Here is a 17,930-nt window from a genome sequence, read left to right on the forward strand (position 1 = left end):
CCAACCTTAGTTATCCAATGGGATCAAGGCATAGGCTACGAGGCGTAACCATAGCGGGAGGTAGCACGAATGCTTGCGGAATATGGACTGCTGCTTTCTGGTACGAGCGATTGGAGCTATGCTTTACACTCTTTCATGAACGGTCCGTGGTTTTGGGTGGCAATTGGTGCTTTTGTGGCAGTCACAGTAATCTTTTGGTTCATGCGATGATCAGTTTGTTCTGATTTTGATTTCAGGCTGCAGCTTTTGCGCGCTCACATCTTCGCGCATGTTCCAATGGCTATACTAGGCCTTCCATCGTTGTCTTCTTCGCGTGTGTACCCAGAAGATGCTGATGTAACAAATCTCAAAGCGACAGTGGAGAAATTGAATTGCTCAAATGCATTGACGCAAAGTACGTCCACAGCACCGATGCAAGACACTCCTTCAAAGCGAGGGACATGTTCACCAAATCTAAGGACTTTCGTTCCGTCTTCGTTGTCCTCTTGAACAGTGACTAGCCATTTGGACAATGGCAAATCTACCACGACCCATTCACTCTCTCTCAAAGCAAATCCCGCTTTCTTATCCTCAATGCAAAGGTACGTTTCTGCGCGTAGCTGCGTAACAGACAAGAGCAACAAACCCAGTATCGCACGGATCATAGGGTATCCCCAACTTGTTGAATAAACTCGAGTAGTGGGCTTGATCGGAAGAAACGGTATGGCCTAACTAAGCTAATCCACGTTGGCTGCTCTTAGTTCTACGTCGGTTTGATCAGCCAACAGTGGGTACGTGCGGGCTCAGCTTTCGTGTGGGCCGCGCATCTCGCTAATGGCTCTTTGTATCTTGCGCCAGGTTTCCGCTTCCTCAGTTTCTCCCGCGTCTTCGTGATGCTTGGCCTTTTGCGCGGCTTCTACCTGAGCCTTATCTCCGTGGGCTTTGTACAGTGCGCGCGCGTATTCGTGGGTTTTCACTTGGTCCATAGTCCCCTCCCAAAGTCACATGCCGAAACCGGATTGTTGACGGCCTCTAACAACAACTTCGCACGAACTGCGCTGGCTGGGTTTGACACATATCAACTCTACAGCAGAGTAGACTAGCGTTTGTCCCACTTGCGAAATGCGTCCAGCGCGAAAAGATTACATCACATTCAACGGATTAGATATTTAGGTCAGCAGCTCTTACTTGATACGGCAACTACGGATGATCAATTGTACGGTCTGCGAGTACACTTGGTATTCAACATTAAGTTCCCAAAGACTTACACCTGTGTTGCCTCCGGGCAGCACAGGCTTTTTGTTTGTAGGTCAGAGTGTCTGTCTTGATTTTTGGCGAGCGTGTGAAAGCCTGAGAAGGCATTCAAAGCATAAATTTCCATCACCCAAGCGAAGAGGCCCGTTCTGCTCGTGGACCCTAGACCTACCGTTGGGCCTCTTCGTCTTTCCGCGTCAGCTCAGCTCTACCCGTAGGCTCTGGAGGAGTTTTCCCCTGCTCGCCTCCAAGTAGCGCATCCAGAGAGCCACCAACAAAGACGATCCTGAACTCCACCTCTCCCAGAGCCTTACACCTCCGACAACGACATCTACGCGTCGCTGAGCCAAAAGAAATTGCTCATGTCACAGGAACTGTGAATCAGGCAGTGCATTCGAAAAAAATGCATCCTGACCCTAAGGCTTAAGGTCCGAAGCCGGTTATCAGCTTATCAGCTTTCTAGGGAGCAATACAGCTGCAAGATTTGCCAGTTTGAACGCAAAGCCAGCCCTATCTTGCGCGAGACTACACTCAGTCTGTTCCAACTTATCAAGTTCACTTTGACTCTTCAAAGGAGGGAAAATGTCTGATTTTGAGCAATGCCCAACCGATTGCCGTGCACTCTTCCGTTTCATGATACACCAAATTTTTTTTGTTGTTTGGAAAGCGCTTTTCGCCATCCCTTGCCAGCCAAGGTGCAGACCAATCGTGTCAAAAATTGGGCAATTAAGGTTTCTTTTCGGCTGAGTTTGGAAACAGAGTGTTTAGTCGCTGCTATAGTTGTGTCCCGAGGCCGCTAAGTCTTGGCCAAAAACCGCTGTCGCCGAGCGTTGGCGTTATCATCAGCTCTCCGCTTTTTCGAACGAAACTGCTTACGTGGAAGTTCCGGCCTTGCATCCCGTACGACCTGAGTGACCATCTTCCTGTGAATTCAAAGAACTCGCCCGGCTCCATGCCCGGTAGCCTTCCTGTAATGGTAATCCTCTCGCCATGGTCGAGCTGGAACAAAGGACACATTGCCCCTTGGCCCACATACGTGCCAGTAATTTTCTGCATGTGAATACTGTTCGATTGTTTCTTGTCTCGAGACAGAGATAGCCACTACGTCTTTTGTTTCCATCACAGGGACTGTTGCACGGCGGATTTTCGCTACTGGCTTGTGGACAAGACGTGGACAACTCGTGATTTCAAGTCACACCCACTGATTCATAAACCCGCCCATCAGCCTTTGGTTCTCCGACCGCCTTTGTGTCTGACGACGAGTTGCAACTTACATCGAGCATCAAGGTCATTCATGAGTGCTACCCTCTGTCAACGTGTCGATAGGTAGTCAGCAAAGACATACCCGGTAACAGAGGCGTGCCAACAGTACGGAGACAGGGATCAGAGAGGAGTGACCGCAAACACCAAAGGTCAGGCTCAGGTGGTTGCTTGTGATGCTGGCGAGCTCGTCATGGGTCGCAGGGGATTGCACCTGAGGTACAGTGTTTGAAATCCTGCATGACGCCTACCAATTGCCTACCAATCCACTGAGCTCTTCCCCTAAGTAATTGAATAGATTGTTATTTTGGCGATTCGTAAGGAGAGTTTTGAATCCCCTGCGTCTACCATTCCGCCACTTGGGCCACGGGCAATCCCTATCCAAGCTGCAACACCTCGTCCAGCGCAAAAACGCCAGAGGCAGTGCAGCCTTGACCGGACCAAGGCGGCGTGGTCTTAGCCCGGCAACCCTCATTGGAGCGTCACATGCTGCAGCGTTTGTACCAGTGGACCATGTCTCTTGCCGATCACCCACGCGCCCTGTGGGTGCTGGCCGTGGTCGCCTTTGTCGAAAGCTCGGTTTTTCCGATCCCGCCGGATGTTCTGATGATCCCCATGATCCTCGCCCGTCCGTCCCGCGCGTGGCTGATTGCCCTGGTCGCGACCACGTCATCGGTAGTGGGCGGGATGTTGGGTTATGGCATCGGGTATTTCTTTTACGAGACCATCGGTGAACCCATCCTGAGCACGCTTGGCAAGGCCGACGCGATGGCTGAATTCAATGAGCGTTTCAACGGTGTGGGCTTCTGGGCTGTGCTGATCGCCGGGGTGACGCCCTTCCCCTACAAGGTCATCACGATCATGTCGGGCTGGACGGCGATGCCGCTGGGCACCTTTGTTGTCACATCTGTGATCGCCCGAGCCTTGCGGTTTTTCGTTGTAGCGGGTCTTTTGCGCGCATTCGGGGCACCGGTCCGCAGCTTTATCGAAAAGCGCCTTGGGCTGATGTTCACCCTGTTTGTTCTGCTGCTTCTCGGAGGCTTCTACGTGGTGAAATTCCTGTGAGTCTGGATCGTCGGATGCTCATGTTGCTCGCCGCAGGCGGGTCGCTGGCGTTGATGCTGGGCGCGTTGGCGTTTCAGCACATCGGTGGTCTGCCGCCCTGCAAGCTGTGCATCTGGCAGCGCTATCCGCATGTGGTGGCGATCGCGCTTGGAGCGGTGGCATTGCGGTTTGGCAATGCCGCAGTCGCATGGCTTGGCGCTTTGGCAGCGTTGGCGACGGCTGCAGTCGGTGCTTATCACACCGGCGTAGAGCGCGGCTGGTGGGAAGGTCCAACCACCTGCACCTCCGGGCCGATTGGCGGGCTGTCCACGGACGAGCTTTTCGACCAGATCATGAACGCGCCGCTGGTGCGCTGTGACGAAGTGCCGTGGGAAATGTTCGGCCTGTCCATGGCCAGCTGGAACATGGTGATTTCACTGGTTTTGATGGGTCTGTGGATCGCGGCAGCGCGCAAGCCCGCCTAAGCGCCGCTTTTGCGCGTCGACAGCAGGAGCGACGTTTCGGACTGCGACACCCCATCGAAACGGCGTATCCGGAACAGCACGTCGTCCAGCGCTTCGAGCGTGTCGGTCCCAAGTTCGGCGATCACGTCCCAGCGCCCATTTGTGGAATGGAGCGCCCGGACCTCGGGCAATGCGGTCAACTGGCGGATCACCCTGTCGGTGCCACGTCCCTCGATGCCGATCATCATCAGAGCCCGCACCGGGTCCTGGGCCACGTCCTCTTTCAGAACGACGGTGAAGCCCACCACATCTCCCGACGCTTGCAAGCGGTCGAGCCGCGAACGTACCGTGGCACGGGACAGATTGAGCGTTGTCGCCAGATCCGAAACCGACGCGCGGCCATTGTGGCGGAGGATCGAGATCAGTTTCTTGTCTGTGCTGTCCATTTTGATCCAGTTACTAACCAATTTGGAAAATAGTATCCCGAATTGATCAATTTGGCCAGTTCTCTACCGCCCGGATTGCACCCTATATCCCGATCAAAGATTCCCTTCGATCACGAGGACAGGATTGATGCAGTCTCAGAATATCGTACTCGTCGGCGCGCCGCTGGATTGCGGAAAGGCCCGCAAAGGATGCCTGATGGGCCCTGACGCCTATCGCACCGCCGGGATTGCCCGTGCTCTGACCGCTTTGGGGCACAGCGTGAGTGATCTGGGCAATGTCGCACCGGATGCCAATGACATTCCGGAGCGCGACGGCTTGGTAAACCTTTCGGAAACCATCGGCTGGACCACGGCGCTGATGCGCACCGCGCAGGAGGCGATCCAACAGGGTTTGCCGATCTTCATGGGCGGCGATCACGCACTGTCTCTGGGCACCGTGCCGGGTGTCGCCGCACATGCGGCTGAGCAGAACCGACCGCAATTCGTGCTCTGGCTCGACGCACACAGCGATTTCAATACGTTGGAGACCACCGCATCCGGCAACCTGCACGGAACTCCGCTGGCCTATGCAACCGGGCAAAGCGGCTTTGATGGTTTCCCTGCCCTGCCCGCAATCGTTCCGCCCAGCCAAACCTGCATCATCGGTCTGCGGTCCGTCGATCTGCCCGAGCGTGAGCTTATGGCAGGTACCGGCGTGCGCGGCTACGACATGCGCGCCATCGACGAATCCGGTGTCGCGGCGCTGCTGAAGCCGTTCCTGGCGGATGTCGCCAAGGTGGGTGGCGCGCTGCATGTGTCGCTGGACGTGGATTTCATTGACCCGGCCTATGCGCCAGCCGTGGGCACCACTGTGCCCGGTGGCGCGACGGTGCGTGAGGCGCATCTGGTGATGGAGATGCTCTGTGACAGCGGGCTGATGACCTCGCTTGATCTGGTGGAACTGAACCCCATGCTCGACGAGCGGGGGCGCACGGCGCAGCTGATGGTCGATCTTGCCGCTTCGGCGCTGGGTCGCCGTATCTTCGACCGCCCCACCCCGCGCATGATCTGAGGAGGCCGCCATGCAACCGTCAGACAAGGCCTTGGTACCTTTCGTTTCGGTCGATCACATGATGCAGCTGGTGCATCGGGTCGGCCTGGCCGAAATGATCCGCCGTATTGCAGAGGCCATTGAAGAGGATTTCCGCCGCTGGGAAAGCTTCGACAAGACTCCCCGCGTGGCCGCGCACAGCCCGGTGGGTGTGATCGAACTCATGCCCACGGCAAACGACACGCTTTACGCGTTCAAATACGTGAACGGGCATCCCAAGAACACGTCGGAAGGCTTGCAGACCGTCACGGCTTTTGGGCTGCTGGCGGATGTGGACACGGGCTATCCGGTTCTGCTGTCCGAGATGACCCTGCTCACCGCGCTGCGCACAGCGGCGATGTCGGCGGTCGCGGCGAAGTACCTCGCACCCAAGGGGACGACCACGATGGCGATGATCGGCAATGGCGCGCAGGCCGAATTCCAGAGCATCGCCATGCAGGCGATCTGCGGGATCGATACGGTGCGGCTCTACGACAAGGATCCGGCCGCGACGGTGAAATGCGCCGGGAACCTCGCGGGCACGGGCCTGACCATCGTCGCCTGCAGCAGCGCCGAAGAGGCCATCGAAGGCGCGCAGATCCTGACCACCTGCACAGCGGACAAGCAATACGCGACGATCCTCACCGACAACATGGTTGGCAGCGGTGTGCATATCAACGCCATTGGCGGCGACTGCCCGGGAAAGACGGAACTGGCCAGCGCGATTCTGCACCGGTCGTCGATTTTTGTGGAATATCCCCCTCAGACCCGGATCGAAGGCGAAATCCAGCAGTTGGACCCGGATCATCCGGTAACAGAGCTGTGGCAGGTGATCACCGGCGCTGCGCCGGGCCGCCGCGACGCGCGGGAGATCACGCTGTTCGACAGCGTGGGGTTTGCGATCGAGGATTTCTCGGCGCTGCGGGTGGTGCATGATCTGACCCGCGAAACCGGGTTGAACCTGCCGCTGGACCTGCTCGCCGATCCGGACGACCCGCGCGACCTCTACGGGATGCTTATGCGCGCGGCGGGGTGAGCGGGACGGATTTTTGAAAATCCGTCCCAAGCCCTTTCAAAAGGGCTTGCCCGCCTAGAGATAGTCGGAGCGCTGCAACCCGTACTTGGCCATCTTTTCGTTCAGCGTCCGGCGCGGGAGGCAAAGCTCTTCCATCACCGACGCAATCGACCCGCGATGGCGGCGCATCGTGTTGTCGATCAGCATCCGCTCGAACGCCTCGACATATTCCTTGAGCGGCTTGCCCTCGGTCGTCATCACCGGCTGCATCTCGTCATGGTCGGACATCAGCAGCGACGCGATGGTGCCCGTCCCCCGACGCGATTGCAGTACGGCGCGTTCGGCCAGATTGATAAGCTGGCGCACGTTCCCGGGCCACGGCGCCTGCAACAGTTGCGCGGCTTCCTGCGCGCTGACCTGCGGTGCGTCGCAGCCGTATTCGTCGGCAAACTGATCGGCCAAAGCCGTGAACAGTGTCAGGATGTCCTCGCCGCGGTTGCGCAGCGGTGGCGCGGTGATCTTGAGCGCGGCCAGTCGGTAGTAGAGGTCCGGACGCAGCGCATCCTCGCAGGTGCGACCCTCGTCCTGGAGGTTGCAGATGGCGACGATGCGTGTTTCCGGCGGTGTGCCCTGATCGTTGATCATGGTGAGAAGACGCGCCTGCGCGGCATCCGACAGCGCCTCGATATCTTCCAGCACCAGAGTTCCGCCACGTGCTTCCTCAACCGCAGGCAGACGGGAGTCTTCGGGCTGCATCGGCCCGAACAAACGCCGGATCAGCGTGTCCTCATCCATCGCGGCGCAGGAGATCAGGACGAATTTCTTACCCGCCCGACTGCCCACCGCGTGCAGCGCATGGGCGACCAGGGTCTTGCCGGTGCCGGTTTCCCCGTCGATCAGAACATGCCCGTCCGCTTGACCAAGATCGAGAATATCCTCGCGCAGGCGCTCCATTGCGGGGCTTGCGCCGATCAGCTTGCGCATCATCTGCGATCCATCGCCCAACTCGCGCCGCAGCGCCCGGTTGTCGAGCGTCAGGCGCCGCGCATTGGTGGCCTTCTTGGCAAGGTCCGACATGCGGTCGGGGTTGAAGGGCTTTTCAAGGAAATCGAACGCGCCGATGCGCATCGCCTCAACGGCCATCGGCACATCACCATGGCCGGTGATCATGATGACCGGAAGCGCCGAGTCCGATCCCAGCAGTTTCCGTAGAAGCTGGATTCCATCCATCCCCGGCATTTTGATGTCGGAAATCACGATCCCCGGATAATCCGCACCCACCGTGCCAAGCGCCTCTTCGGCGCTGGCAAAGGTTTCGGTGTCGTAGCCCGACAGCGCCAGCCACTGGCTGATCGATTGGCGCATGTCCTTTTCGTCGTCGACTATGGCAATCTTCATGGCTTTGCCCATGGCTTCACTCCGCCGCCTGCGTTTGGTCGTTCAAGATCGGTAACTGCATTTCAAACACCGCGCCGCCACCTTCGGCGTTGCGGGCCAGCAGCCGTCCCCCAAGGTCGTTCACGATCCCCGAGGAAATGGCAAGACCCAGCCCGACGCCATCGCCGGGCTGCTTTGTGGTGTAGAAGGGTTCAAACAGAGCATCGAGGTCTTCGATCCCGTGCCCGTTGTCCCGGATGGTCAGCGTCGCCGTTTCCCCGCTTGCGAGAATGATCTCAAGCTGCGGATCGGAGACCGCCTTGGTTGCATCAAGCGCGTTGCGCAGCAGGTTCACCATGACCTGTTCAATGCGCATCCGGTCGCCCATAACGAGCACCTTGTCCTCGGGCAGGATCTTGGTGATCTTGACCTTCCGCGACTTCAGCTGCGGCTCCATCATCGACAGGGATGAGGCCAGCGCATCGCCCATATTCACAGGCGAAAACGCCTCTTGTCCCTTGCGGGCATAGCTTTTGAGCTGACGCGTGATGCCGCCCATGCGTTCGATCAGATCGTCGATCCGGCTGAAGGCCGAAAGCGCTTCTTCCGGTCGGTTGCGCCGCATCAGGAGCTTGGCCCCGGCCAGATAGGTTTTCATCGCAGCGAGCGGCTGGTTCAGTTCGTGACTGACCGCTGCAGACATCTCACCCAGAGCCGCCAATTTGGAGCTCTGCGCCAGCGTCTGTTCCGCAACGGCAAGGGTTTCCTGCACCCGTTCCCGTTCGGCGATTTCCCGCTGCAGCCTCTGGTTCAATGCGCGAAGCTCTGCCGACTCGCGCTGGAAGAGCGCCATGCGCAGCGCCGTCTTGCGGCTGAGTGCGTAGAATGCCAGCGCCAGCAGAATCGCGAATCCCATGATTTCCAGCGCGAGTACGGCATTCACCCGTTCCCGAACGCTGGAATAGGTGGTGAAGGTGGTCATGTTCCAGCCGCGGAATGGGATGCGACCCTCGATCTGCATGACCGCCTCACCCTGAAAATAGGCATCCGCAGGCAAAGCCGTCCAATCCGCCGTGGCCCGGATCGCGCGCTCGATGGCACTGTCGGCCGGTTCGCGTTCAAGAGCGGTCTCGACCGTTTGCCCACGCCAGCGCGGTTCCGTCGCAAGAATGATCTCACCTTCGCTGTTCGTCACCAGAACAGCATCCGATATCCCCGCCCAGGCGCGCTCGAACTTGGCAAGATCCACTTCGACAACAATCACGCCGATGGACTGGCTCTGACTTTCGATGCGGCGCGAATAGCTGAAGGTGAAACTGCCCACCTCCTCGCGCTGCGCCGTGAAAACGGTGGCATTCGACCGGAGGGCCTCTACGAAATAGGCCGCGTTGCGATGCTGTTCGCCCAGCCGTTCGCGGCTTGTCGCGGCAACCGTGCGGCCATCGCGGTCGAGCAGCATGAGTGAGGCGGCACCGATCTCGTCCACGAACGAGATCAGGCGTTGGGAACTCTGCGAAAAATCACCCGAATTGAGCGCTCCGATCAACGCGGGGTCCCGCGCCAGAAGCTGAGGCACGATGGCGTTGCGGCGCAGCTCGGACACGAGGTTGCCGGAATACAGCGCCAGCCTCAGTTCCGCGCGATTGCGCGTGCTTTCCGTAAAACGGTCAGTGAGGTAGCGGTTGGTGACAAAGACCGTCCCCACCGCAACGGCGATCAGAATGAACAAAGCACCGCGCACCCGCCAGGACAGAGATCCTGACCGGGTGTTCTGACGCATCACTGAGCTGCCCTTTGCCATTGCGTGAAGATAGGCAAAAGCCGTGATCCGCTCAAGCGGCGGCGCGTCACAGGGACGTCAACCGGCGCTAAGCCGCTGCCAGCGCGCTTGCGATGCTTGCGAACATCGCTTTGCCGTCCGTTCCACCGTGTTTTTCATCCGCTGCGCGTTCGGGATGCGGCATCATACCAAGCACGCGGCGGTTCTCGGACAGGATGCCCGCGATATCCGCCGTCGATCCGTTTGGATTATCGGCATATCGGAAAGCGATGCGATCCTCAGCGGTCAATTGCGCCACAACCTCATCGGAAGCTGTGTAATTGCCATCATGGTGCGCAATCGGGATACCGATCTGCTGTCCTGCCTCGTAACCTGCCGTGTAGATGCTGTCGCTGGTGCCCACGATCAGCGGCACAGTGCGGCAGATGTATTTGAGACCTGCATTCCGCAGCAGTGCGCCGGGAAGCAGTTTGGTTTCGGTCAGCACCTGAAAGCCGTTGCAGATGCCCAGCACGAACCCGCCGCGCTCGGCATGGGTCTTGATATCCCGGCAGATCGGGGAATTCGCAGCAATTGCACCACAGCGCAGGTAGTCGCCAAAGGAGAACCCGCCGGGAATGCCCACAATATCGATGCCCGCCGGCAGAGACGTATCTTTGTGCCAGACCATCTCGACCTGGCATCCCGCCTCGCGGAACGCCACGGCCAGATCCCGGTCGCAGTTCGATCCGGGGAAGACAACAACCGCCGCGCGCATCAGCTCATCTCGATCTGGTAGCTTTCGATCACCGTGTTGGCGAGCAGCTTTTCGCACATCTCGCGCACGGTGTCTTCGGACGTTCCGTCGGCCAGATCCAGTTCGATCACCTTGCCCTGACGCACCTTCTCGACACCGTCAAACCCCAGCCCGCCAAGAGCGTGACGCACCGCTTCGCCCTGCGGGTCGAGAACCCCGTCCTTCAGCATCACATGCACCCGTGCTTTCATGATCGTCTCCGACTTGTCCGGGGGCGCAACAGTCCCCCTTCTTCTTTTTCCAAATATGCAAACGCGAGGCCCACCACCGGGCACCGCATCAGTTGATCAGCTTCGGCTTTTCCATCGGCGTTGCATTGGCAGGCATCACCCCAAGACGACGGGCCACCTCGGTATAGGCGTCCGTCAGGTTGCCCAGATCGCGACGGAACACATCCTTATCGAGCTTGCGCCCGGTTTCGATGTCCCAGAGGCGGCAGCTGTCAGGGCTGATCTCGTCCGCAACCACAAGGCGCTGATAGTCGCCGTCATAGACGCGACCAATCTCGATCTTGAAATCCACAAGCTTGATACCGACGCCGTACATCAGACCGGACATGAAATCGTTGACCCGAAGCGCGAGGCTGAGAATGTCGTCCATGTCCTGCTGGCTGGCCCAGCCAAAGGCGGCGATGTGTTCTTCGGTGACAAGCGGATCGCCCAGCTTGTCGTCCTTGTAGCAGTATTCGACAATCGGTCGCGGCAGCGGCGTGCCTTCTTCGATGCCCAGACGCTTGGCCATCGTGCCAGCGGCAAAATTGCGCACAATGACCTCGAGCGGGATGATTTCGCAGGATCGAACCAGCTGTTCCCGCATGTTGAGCCGCTTGAGGAAATGGGTGGGCACTCCTATGGAATTCAGGCCCACCATAAAGAACTCGCTCAGGCGGTTGTTGAGCACCCCTTTGCCGTCAATCACGTCCCGCTTTTCGGCGTTGAAAGCGGTCGCATCGTCCTTGAAATACTGGACAATCGTGCCCGGCTCTGGGCCTTCATAAAGGATCTTCGCTTTGCCTTCGTAAATCTTCTTGCGACGGGCCATGTGAGGTCTTTCTGTCAATGCGCCTGATGGCACGAAATGGGGGCGCGCACCTCTGTCCACACCTGCGGAAACCGGCTGCGGTTGATTGCCTCTTAGTGCATGCAGGCACATGCCGCAAGCAACGCACGCACTTGAACCGCGCGGCGCGTCGGGCCATACCAGACACAACACATTCACTTCCCCGGGAGAACGACCTGATGTCGACGTTTGATGACCGCGAACACGCCTTTGAAAACAAGTATGCCCACGATGCGGAAATGCAGTTCAAGGCTGAAGCCCGCAGAAACAAGTTGCTGGGCCTCTGGGCGGCCGAACTGATGGGCAAATCCGCGGACGAGGCTGCCGAATACGCGAAAGAAGTCGTGAAAGCGGATTTCGAGGAGGCAGGCCACGAGGACGTTGTCCGCAAGGTCTCGGGCGATCTGGGCGGCAAGGTGACGGATGACGAGATTCGCGCCAAGATGGCCGAACTGCTGGTCGTCGCCAAAGGCCAGGTGATGGACGAAGTCTGATTTTCTGTCCTTAGAATGATGCGCGCCCGCCCAGCCGGGCGCGCTTTTGTTTTCAGAAGCCACCCAGAGGTCGCATGTCGCACATCGTTCTGGTCCGCCATGGCCAAGCCAACACCGGCGCGCGGGATGAGGTCGATTACGACCGGCTGAGCCCTCTGGGGCATCAGCAATCGGGATGGCTCGGTGAACATTTCCGTCAGAAGGGCGATGTCTTTGCACATGTCTGGACCGGCACCTTGCGGCGGCATGTCGAAACGGCAGACGCGATTGCGCCCGACACGCCCGACACCGTCACGCGCGATGAGCGCCTGAACGAGCTGGAGTATTTCACCCTGTCGCAGCTGTTGGCCGAACAGCATGGCATCACGCTGCCGACCGACCGCGAAGGGTTCGTGCGCCATCTGCCCTGTCTGTTCAGGCACTGGCAGGACGGCAAGCTGGAAGGCGCACCAGAGAGCTTCGATCACTTTGAGACCCGTGTCCGGGATGCGCTCGACGAAATCTCTGCCCGACCGGGCCGGTCGCTGGTGGTGACCTCCGGCGGATTGATCGGAATGGCCATGCGGCTGACACTCGGTCTGGATCTGCCCGCCTTTTGCAACGTGTGCCTGTCGATCCAGAACACCTCGGTCAGTTCGTGGCTGCCGCTCGAGGGTCAATTGGCCCTGACCCAATTCAACGCCCTGCCGCATCTGGACACGCCGGATCGGCTGTTTGCCCAAACGCATATCTAAGGGGTTCTGCCGGACATGAGCGCGCTGGCGCGCGCGCTTCGCATCTCGGTCCTCGCGCTGCGCGCTGCGGCCTCGGGATTGCCTCCGGCGGAGGTATTTTTGAAACGAAGAAGCAAGGGACGGGCTTTTGTCCCGGCGTGGTCATGGCTAGGGTGCGGCGAGTCGAAACAAGGGGGACGGGATGACCCATCTTTGGGTGCGCGCGGAGAGCCGCGAGAACGAAGAACGTGTCGGCATACTGCCAGAGGGTGTTGCCGATTTGGTCGCGCAGGGTATCGAGGTGACCGTCGAAGACAGTGCAACGCGTGTTATTCCGATCTCCGATTACGCCAATACAGGCGCAACCATTGCGCCAGAAGGCAGTTGGACCGACGCGCCCGCCGATGCGATCATATTCGGGTTAAAAGAATTACCGGATAATGGCACGCCACTGCGCCATCGGCACATCATGTTCGGACATGCCTATAAGGGTCAGCCTTCCGGGCAAAAGCTTCTGGCGCGGTTCAGATCGGGCGGTGGCGCGCTTTATGATCTCGAATACCTTGAAAACGAAGACGGGCGGCGCGTGGCGGCGTTTGGCTATTGGGCCGGTTATGCGGGCGCGGCGGTGTCGCTCCTCGCTTATGCGGCACAGCAGAGCGGCACGCCCTGCCCCGCGGTCAGCACCTGGCCGTCCTCGAAAGCCATGCGCGACGATGTGAAAACGGCCCTCAACGGGGCAACACCCTCGGCATTGGTGATCGGCGCTTTGGGACGGGTCGGAACCGGGGCCAGCGACCTGTGTGAAGAGGTCGGCCTGACCGTGACCAAATGGGACATGGCGGAAACCGCGCATGGCGGCCCGTTCCCGGAAGTTCTTGAAAACACGATGTTTTTCAACTGCATCCTTGCGCGTCCGGGCACCCCGGTCTTTGTGCCCGCCGACACATGCGGACAGACGCGCGACCTGCGGGTGATCGGGGATATTGCCTGCGATCCGGACAGCGATTTCTCTCCGATCAAGGTCTATGACCACGTGACAAGCTGGGACGCGCCGGTGACACGGGTCTGTGACGCGCCGCCGCTCGACGTGATGGCAATCGACAATCTTCCCTCGCTGATGCCGCGTGAATCCTCAGAGGATTTCGCAGCGCAGCTCCTTCCGCACCTCAAAACGCTTGGCGCCATCGACCAAGGCGTCTGGGGGTGCGCAAAGACCTATTTCGACACGCATATCCAGAAGGTGACAACATGACGACGGTGCATTGGTGTGGTACGGGCCTGTCTTCGGTGCCCGGCCTTCGGCGGCTGATCCAGGACGGGCACTCCGTGACGGTGTGGAACCGCACGGTCGAAAAAGCCCGCAAGGCGGTGGGCGACCTGATCGACGACATCCGCGTGTTCGATCCGGCGGCATTGGCCGAAGCGGTTCAGCCCGGCGATGTGGTGGTGTCGATGCTGCCCGGCGACTGGCATGTGCAACTGGCGCGGATCGCCATCGACCACAAAGCGCATTTCGTATCATCCTCCTATATCGCACCCGAGATGCGCGCGCTGGATGCAGCGGCGAAACTGGCGGGCGTGGCGCTGGTCAACGAGGTCGGCCTCGATCCGGGGATCGACCATCTGATGGCGCATCATCTGGTTGCGGATTACCGTAAGAGCGCCGCGTATAGCGCTGAAAACGTTATCTCTTTCAAATCCTACTGCGGAGGCGTGCCGAAGGTCGCCAACGCGTTCCGCTATAAGTTCAGCTGGGCGCCGGTTGGTGTTCTGAAAGCGTTGCGATCCCCCTCGAAATCAATCCGGCATTTCACCGAGCTTGACGTTAAGCGGCCATGGGATGCGATCACGCGCTACGACGCGCCTCTGCCGCAGCCCGAAGCGTTCGAGGTCTATCCCAACCGGGACAGCCTGCCCTTCATGGCGGATTATCGGTTTGAGCCGACCTGGAAAGTGAAGGAATTTGTCCGCGGCACGCTGCGTCTGAACGGATGGGCAGATGCGTGGGAGGACATCTTTGCCGAAGTCGGGACGGCCAGCGATGAACGGCTGACCGAGATGGCCGCAGAGTTGCTTGAAAAGAACGCCTACGCCCCGGATGAGCCTGATCGTGTGGTGCTGTGCGTCGATCTGCTGGCAGAGAAAGACGGCCGCGCGGTCTGGCACAAGACCTGTGTGATGGACGCCTGGGGTGATGCGCGCGGTACCGCCATGGCGCGTCTGGTGTCTGTGCCCGTTTCACTGGCGATCGAAGCGGTGCTGAACCGCGAGATTCCGGCTGGGGTCAGCCCTGCCCCGCATGATCCGAAACTGGTGGAACGGTGGCTGGACGAGGTTCAGACACTGGCGCAGCACCTCATGGTGGTGGACCATCTGAATTAGGCGGCAAGGCGCTTCACAGCGCCTTGCTTTCCTTTGGAAAGCTCATTCGACCGGGCTTATTCGCCGAACACCCGGGCAAAGATCGTGTCGACATGCTTGGTGTGATAGCCAAGGTCGAACTTCTCTTCGATCTGCGCAGGCGTCAGCGCCTTGGTCACGTCCGGATCGTTCAGCAATTCCTGTTTGAAGTCGGTCCGGTGTTCCCAGACCTTCAGCGCGTTGCGCTGGACGTAGGTATAGGCGTCCTCGCGGCTGACACCGGCCTGGGTGAGCGCCAGCAGAACCCGCTGCGACATCACCAGACCGGGGAACTTGTTCATGTTCGCCAGCATGTTCTCCGGGAAGATCAGCATCTTGTCGATCACGCCGGTCAGACGGGCCAGCGCGAAATCGAGGGTGATCGTGGCATCTGGGCCGATCATGCGTTCGACCGACGAGTGCGAAATGTCCCGTTCATGCCAAAGCGCCACGTTCTCCATCGCCGGGATCACGGCAGAGCGGACCATGCGCGCCAGACCCGTCAGGTTCTCGGTCAGGACCGGGTTCTTCTTGTGCGGCATGGCCGACGAGCCCTTCTGGCCCATCGAGAAGAACTCCGCCCCTTCCAGCACCTCGGTGCGCTGCATGTGGCGGATTTCGATGGCGATGTTTTCGATCGACGACGCGATCACCCCGAGCGTGGCAAAGAACGCGGCATGCCGGTCGCGCGGGATCACCTGGGTGCTGATCGGTTCCGGCACGAGGCCCAGTTTCTCGCAGACATGTTCCTCAACCGCCGGATCGATATTGGCGAAGGTGCCGACGGCACCGGAAATGGCGCCCGTGGCAATCTCGGCCCGCGCATCGCGCATCCGGCTCAGGTTGCGGTCCATTTCGGCGTAGAAGCGCGCAAAGGTCAGGCCCATCGTCGTGGGTTCCGCGTGGATGCCGTGCGAGCGGCCGATGCGCACCGTGTCCTTGTGCTCATAGGCGCGGCGCTTCAAGGCAGCCAGCAGGCCTTCGATATCCTTGATCAGGATGTCCGAGGCGCGGACAAGCTGCACGTTGAAGCAGGTGTCCAGAACGTCCGAGGAGGTCATCCCCTGATGCACAAAGCGCGCCTCTTCCGAGCCCACATGCTCGGCCAGATGCGTCAGGAACGCGATCACGTCATGCTTGGTCACTGCCTCGATCTCGTCGATCCGGGCGACGTCGAACTCGACATCCTTGGCCTTCCATACCGCTTCGGCATTTTCGCGCGGGATCACACCCAGATCGGCCATCGCGTCGCAGGCGTGCGCCTCGATCTCGTACCAAATGCGGAACTTTGTGGCGGGTTCCCAGATCGACACCATTTCGAGACGGGAATAACGGGGGATCATGTGCGCGATCCTTTCATCGGTTGGCTTGCGGATTTTTGTCGCTCTCCTAGACTGCCCGCCGATGCGCGACAAGAGAGGCCATCCCTTATGAGACGCTTTGCCCTGTGTCCCGAGCAGGATGTCCACCAGTGACAGCTGACGTGACGCTGTGCCTCGCGGATTTCGAGGGACACTGGACGGTCCAGCGCCGGATTACGGATCATCGCGCCGGATCGACCGGATGGTTTGAGGGCACCGCACGGTTCCAGCCTGATGGCGAAGCGCTGATCTACAGCGAAACCGGTCTCCTGCACCTTCCTGGCCAACCGGCCTTCCGCGCGGAACGGCGGTATCTCTGGGCCAACAATGGATCGCTCCTGCAGGTCAGCTTCGACGATGGCCGCCCGTTCCACAGCTTTGACCCCGCCAATCCCGACGCCACACACTGGTGCGATCCCGATACCTACGCAGTGCGGTATGACTTCGCCGAATGGCCTGTCTGGCACAGCACATGGGACGTTTCTGGCCCACGCAAAGCCTATCAAATGGTCACGACCTACACGCGAACACCGTCCTGATGCGGATAGGTTTTGCCAAATCGGAGAACCGTGCTACCGTTCTGGCATTCAAAACAGGAGAAAGACTGATGACCATCAAGACACTTCTGACCACCGCAGCATTGACGCTGGCAACCGCGACGTCGGGCTTCGCGGCCTGCTCTGGCCATGAGGAAGCGAAGATGACATGCGCCGCAGGCACAGTCTACGACGCCGACTCCAACACCTGCAAAGTCGTCAGCGGCTGAAATCAATAAACCCAAGATTTCCTGAGGACGGCCGTTCTGGCCGTCTTTTTCTTTTGGACTATCTTTCATTCAATCGTGATTTCATGAGGAACTCTTTATGCGCAGCCTGTTCATTGCCGGAATTCTGATTGCAGCACCCGTTGTCGCGATGGCCGTTGGCTCAGAGAGCGACACCCCTCCAACCCCGACAGACACCACCCAGACCTGTACCAATGGGATGATCTGGGATGCTGACTCCAAGTCCTGCTTAGAGCCGACGGACAGCAGCCTGAATGACAGAGATCGCATGGATGCGGTGCGCGAACTCGCCTACGCGGGGCGTATTAATGATGCAGAGCGCGTGCTGGACGCCATGACCGATCAGACAGCCGACGGTGTGCTGACCTACCGCGGGTTCACTGCGCGGAAAGCGGGGCGTGTCGATGAAGCCCATGAGTGGTACGCCCGTGCACTCGAAGCCAATCCCGACAACCTTCTCGCACGGTCCTACCTTGGGCAGGCGCATGTCGCTGAGGGCAATATCCAACTGGCACAGGCACAGCTGAGCGAAATCCGACAGCGTGGAGGGCGGTCCAGCTGGGCCGAACTCTCCCTGCGCATGGCGATCCGGTCGGGTTCTGGCTACAGCTACTGACGCTTTCTTAACCTTC

At 59.4% G+C, this 17,930-nt stretch carries 19 protein-coding genes; 11 read left to right on the forward strand and 8 right to left on the reverse strand.

What is annotated here, in order from left to right:
• Positions 1-782: 782 nt before the first annotated feature.
• Positions 783-965 carry a hypothetical protein gene (locus MGEO_RS16085; RefSeq protein WP_085640160.1) on the reverse strand — a complete coding sequence of 61 codons (183 nt, stop codon included), beginning with the start codon at positions 963-965 and terminating at the stop codon, positions 783-785.
• A gap of 2,014 nt (positions 966-2,979) precedes the next feature.
• Here MGEO_RS16085 and MGEO_RS16095 point away from each other — a divergent pair.
• Positions 2,980-3,558 carry a YqaA family protein gene (locus MGEO_RS16095; RefSeq protein ID WP_085640166.1) on the forward strand — a complete coding sequence of 193 codons (579 nt, stop codon included), beginning with the start codon at positions 2,980-2,982 and terminating at the stop codon, positions 3,556-3,558.
• 14 nt (positions 3,559-3,572) lie between these two features.
• Complete coding sequence (locus MGEO_RS16100; protein ID WP_085640169.1) at positions 3,573-4,022, forward strand: disulfide bond formation protein B; 450 nt, start codon at positions 3,573-3,575, stop codon at positions 4,020-4,022.
• On the opposite strand, the gene MGEO_RS16105 is transcribed toward MGEO_RS16100, so the two are convergent.
• Positions 4,019-4,447, reverse strand: a complete 429-nt coding sequence (locus tag MGEO_RS16105; protein ID WP_085640172.1) for an Lrp/AsnC family transcriptional regulator — start codon at positions 4,445-4,447, stop codon at positions 4,019-4,021. The genes MGEO_RS16100 and MGEO_RS16105 overlap by 4 nt on opposite strands.
• A 127-nt stretch (positions 4,448-4,574) precedes the next feature.
• On the opposite strand from MGEO_RS16105, the gene rocF reads away from it, so the two are divergent.
• Both rocF and MGEO_RS16115 read left to right on the forward strand, forming a co-directional pair.
• Positions 4,575-5,498, forward strand: a complete 924-nt coding sequence (rocF, locus tag MGEO_RS16110) for an arginase (RefSeq protein ID WP_085640175.1) — start codon at positions 4,575-4,577, stop codon at positions 5,496-5,498.
• Between the two features lie 10 nt (positions 5,499-5,508).
• The gene (locus MGEO_RS16115; RefSeq protein WP_085640178.1) at positions 5,509-6,552 is read left to right on the forward strand and encodes an ornithine cyclodeaminase; all 1,044 of its coding nucleotides are present in this window, start codon (positions 5,509-5,511) and stop codon (positions 6,550-6,552) included.
• A 54-nt stretch (positions 6,553-6,606) separates the two neighbouring features.
• On the opposite strand, the gene MGEO_RS16120 is transcribed toward MGEO_RS16115, so the two are convergent.
• From MGEO_RS16120 to purC, 5 genes are all read right to left on the reverse strand, one after another.
• Complete coding sequence (locus MGEO_RS16120) at positions 6,607-7,941, reverse strand: sigma-54-dependent transcriptional regulator (RefSeq protein ID WP_085640181.1); 1,335 nt, start codon at positions 7,939-7,941, stop codon at positions 6,607-6,609.
• Positions 7,942-7,945: 4 nt separating this feature from the next.
• Positions 7,946-9,688: a sensor histidine kinase gene (locus MGEO_RS16125; RefSeq protein ID WP_233139951.1), complete on the reverse strand. Its 1,743-nt coding sequence runs from the start codon at positions 9,686-9,688 to the stop codon at positions 7,946-7,948.
• 88 nt (positions 9,689-9,776) lie between these two features.
• Positions 9,777-10,445 carry a phosphoribosylformylglycinamidine synthase subunit PurQ gene (purQ, locus tag MGEO_RS16130; protein WP_085640187.1) on the reverse strand — a complete coding sequence of 223 codons (669 nt, stop codon included), beginning with the start codon at positions 10,443-10,445 and terminating at the stop codon, positions 9,777-9,779.
• A complete protein-coding gene (gene purS / locus MGEO_RS16135) occupies positions 10,445-10,675 on the reverse strand; it encodes a phosphoribosylformylglycinamidine synthase subunit PurS (RefSeq protein ID WP_085640190.1) in 231 nt (76 codons plus the stop codon). The genes purQ and purS overlap by 1 nt, the downstream gene beginning before the upstream one ends.
• 88 nt (positions 10,676-10,763) lie before the next feature.
• On the reverse strand, positions 10,764-11,525 hold the full coding sequence (gene purC / locus MGEO_RS16140; protein WP_085640193.1) for a phosphoribosylaminoimidazolesuccinocarboxamide synthase: 762 nt from the start codon (positions 11,523-11,525) through the stop codon (positions 10,764-10,766).
• A gap of 197 nt (positions 11,526-11,722) precedes the next feature.
• On the opposite strand from purC, the gene MGEO_RS16145 reads away from it, so the two are divergent.
• The 4 genes from MGEO_RS16145 (at position 11,723) to MGEO_RS16160 (ending at position 15,135) form a co-directional block, all read left to right on the forward strand.
• Positions 11,723-12,037, forward strand: a complete 315-nt coding sequence (locus MGEO_RS16145) for a DUF1476 domain-containing protein (RefSeq protein WP_085640196.1) — start codon at positions 11,723-11,725, stop codon at positions 12,035-12,037.
• Between the two features lie 74 nt (positions 12,038-12,111).
• Positions 12,112-12,771 (forward strand): histidine phosphatase family protein, encoded by a 660-nt coding sequence (locus tag MGEO_RS16150; RefSeq protein ID WP_085640199.1) that lies wholly within the window; start codon positions 12,112-12,114, stop codon positions 12,769-12,771.
• Between the two features lie 181 nt (positions 12,772-12,952).
• Positions 12,953-14,005 carry a saccharopine dehydrogenase gene (locus MGEO_RS16155; RefSeq protein ID WP_085640202.1) on the forward strand — a complete coding sequence of 351 codons (1,053 nt, stop codon included), beginning with the start codon at positions 12,953-12,955 and terminating at the stop codon, positions 14,003-14,005.
• Positions 14,002-15,135 carry a saccharopine dehydrogenase family protein gene (locus MGEO_RS16160; RefSeq protein WP_085640205.1) on the forward strand — a complete coding sequence of 378 codons (1,134 nt, stop codon included), beginning with the start codon at positions 14,002-14,004 and terminating at the stop codon, positions 15,133-15,135. Before MGEO_RS16155 ends, MGEO_RS16160 begins: the two co-directional genes overlap by 4 nt.
• A 56-nt stretch (positions 15,136-15,191) precedes the next feature.
• On the opposite strand, the gene purB is transcribed toward MGEO_RS16160, so the two are convergent.
• Positions 15,192-16,496 carry an adenylosuccinate lyase gene (gene purB, locus MGEO_RS16165; RefSeq protein WP_085640209.1) on the reverse strand — a complete coding sequence of 435 codons (1,305 nt, stop codon included), beginning with the start codon at positions 16,494-16,496 and terminating at the stop codon, positions 15,192-15,194.
• A 128-nt stretch (positions 16,497-16,624) separates the two neighbouring features.
• Here purB and MGEO_RS16170 point away from each other — a divergent pair, with 128 nt between their 5' ends.
• The 3 genes from MGEO_RS16170 to MGEO_RS16180 all read left to right on the forward strand — a co-directional run bounded on the left by MGEO_RS16170 (position 16,625) and on the right by MGEO_RS16180 (position 17,914).
• Complete coding sequence (locus MGEO_RS16170) at positions 16,625-17,053, forward strand: DUF6314 family protein (protein WP_085640212.1); 429 nt, start codon at positions 16,625-16,627, stop codon at positions 17,051-17,053.
• 68 nt (positions 17,054-17,121) lie between these two features.
• Positions 17,122-17,280, forward strand: a complete 159-nt coding sequence (locus tag MGEO_RS16175) for a carbohydrate-binding module family 14 protein (protein WP_085640351.1) — start codon at positions 17,122-17,124, stop codon at positions 17,278-17,280.
• A gap of 97 nt (positions 17,281-17,377) precedes the next feature.
• On the forward strand, positions 17,378-17,914 hold the full coding sequence (locus MGEO_RS16180; protein ID WP_085640215.1) for a tetratricopeptide repeat protein: 537 nt from the start codon (positions 17,378-17,380) through the stop codon (positions 17,912-17,914).
• The last annotated feature ends 16 nt before the right edge of the window (positions 17,915-17,930 follow it).

It is taken from the genome of Marivita geojedonensis (assembly GCF_002115805.1).
In the GTDB taxonomy this organism is placed as follows: domain Bacteria; phylum Pseudomonadota; class Alphaproteobacteria; order Rhodobacterales; family Rhodobacteraceae; genus Marivita; species Marivita geojedonensis.

Excerpts from the sequence above, each read along its gene's own strand:
- MGEO_RS16085 (WP_085640160.1), bottom strand. The coding sequence starts at position 965 with ATGGACCAAGTGAAAACCCACGAATACGCGCGCGCACTGTACAAAGCC.
- MGEO_RS16095 (WP_085640166.1), top strand. The coding sequence starts at position 2,980 with ATGCTGCAGCGTTTGTACCAGTGGACCATGTCTCTTGCCGATCACCCA.
- MGEO_RS16100 (WP_085640169.1), top strand. The coding sequence starts at position 3,573 with ATGCTCATGTTGCTCGCCGCAGGCGGGTCGCTGGCGTTGATGCTGGGC.
- MGEO_RS16105 (WP_085640172.1), bottom strand. The coding sequence starts at position 4,447 with ATGGACAGCACAGACAAGAAACTGATCTCGATCCTCCGCCACAATGGC.
- rocF (WP_085640175.1), top strand. The coding sequence starts at position 4,575 with ATGCAGTCTCAGAATATCGTACTCGTCGGCGCGCCGCTGGATTGCGGA.
- MGEO_RS16115 (WP_085640178.1), top strand. The coding sequence starts at position 5,509 with ATGCAACCGTCAGACAAGGCCTTGGTACCTTTCGTTTCGGTCGATCAC.
- MGEO_RS16120 (WP_085640181.1), bottom strand. The coding sequence starts at position 7,941 with ATGGGCAAAGCCATGAAGATTGCCATAGTCGACGACGAAAAGGACATG.
- MGEO_RS16125 (WP_233139951.1), bottom strand. The coding sequence starts at position 9,688 with ATGCGTCAGAACACCCGGTCAGGATCTCTGTCCTGGCGGGTGCGCGGT.
- purQ (WP_085640187.1), bottom strand. The coding sequence starts at position 10,445 with ATGCGCGCGGCGGTTGTTGTCTTCCCCGGATCGAACTGCGACCGGGAT.
- purS (WP_085640190.1), bottom strand. The coding sequence starts at position 10,675 with ATGAAAGCACGGGTGCATGTGATGCTGAAGGACGGGGTTCTCGACCCG.
- purC (WP_085640193.1), bottom strand. The coding sequence starts at position 11,525 with ATGGCCCGTCGCAAGAAGATTTACGAAGGCAAAGCGAAGATCCTTTAT.
- MGEO_RS16145 (WP_085640196.1), top strand. The coding sequence starts at position 11,723 with ATGTCGACGTTTGATGACCGCGAACACGCCTTTGAAAACAAGTATGCC.
- MGEO_RS16150 (WP_085640199.1), top strand. The coding sequence starts at position 12,112 with ATGTCGCACATCGTTCTGGTCCGCCATGGCCAAGCCAACACCGGCGCG.
- MGEO_RS16155 (WP_085640202.1), top strand. The coding sequence starts at position 12,953 with ATGACCCATCTTTGGGTGCGCGCGGAGAGCCGCGAGAACGAAGAACGT.
- MGEO_RS16160 (WP_085640205.1), top strand. The coding sequence starts at position 14,002 with ATGACGACGGTGCATTGGTGTGGTACGGGCCTGTCTTCGGTGCCCGGC.
- purB (WP_085640209.1), bottom strand. The coding sequence starts at position 16,496 with ATGATCCCCCGTTATTCCCGTCTCGAAATGGTGTCGATCTGGGAACCC.
- MGEO_RS16175 (WP_085640351.1), top strand. The coding sequence starts at position 17,122 with ATGACCATCAAGACACTTCTGACCACCGCAGCATTGACGCTGGCAACC.
- MGEO_RS16180 (WP_085640215.1), top strand. The coding sequence starts at position 17,378 with ATGCGCAGCCTGTTCATTGCCGGAATTCTGATTGCAGCACCCGTTGTC.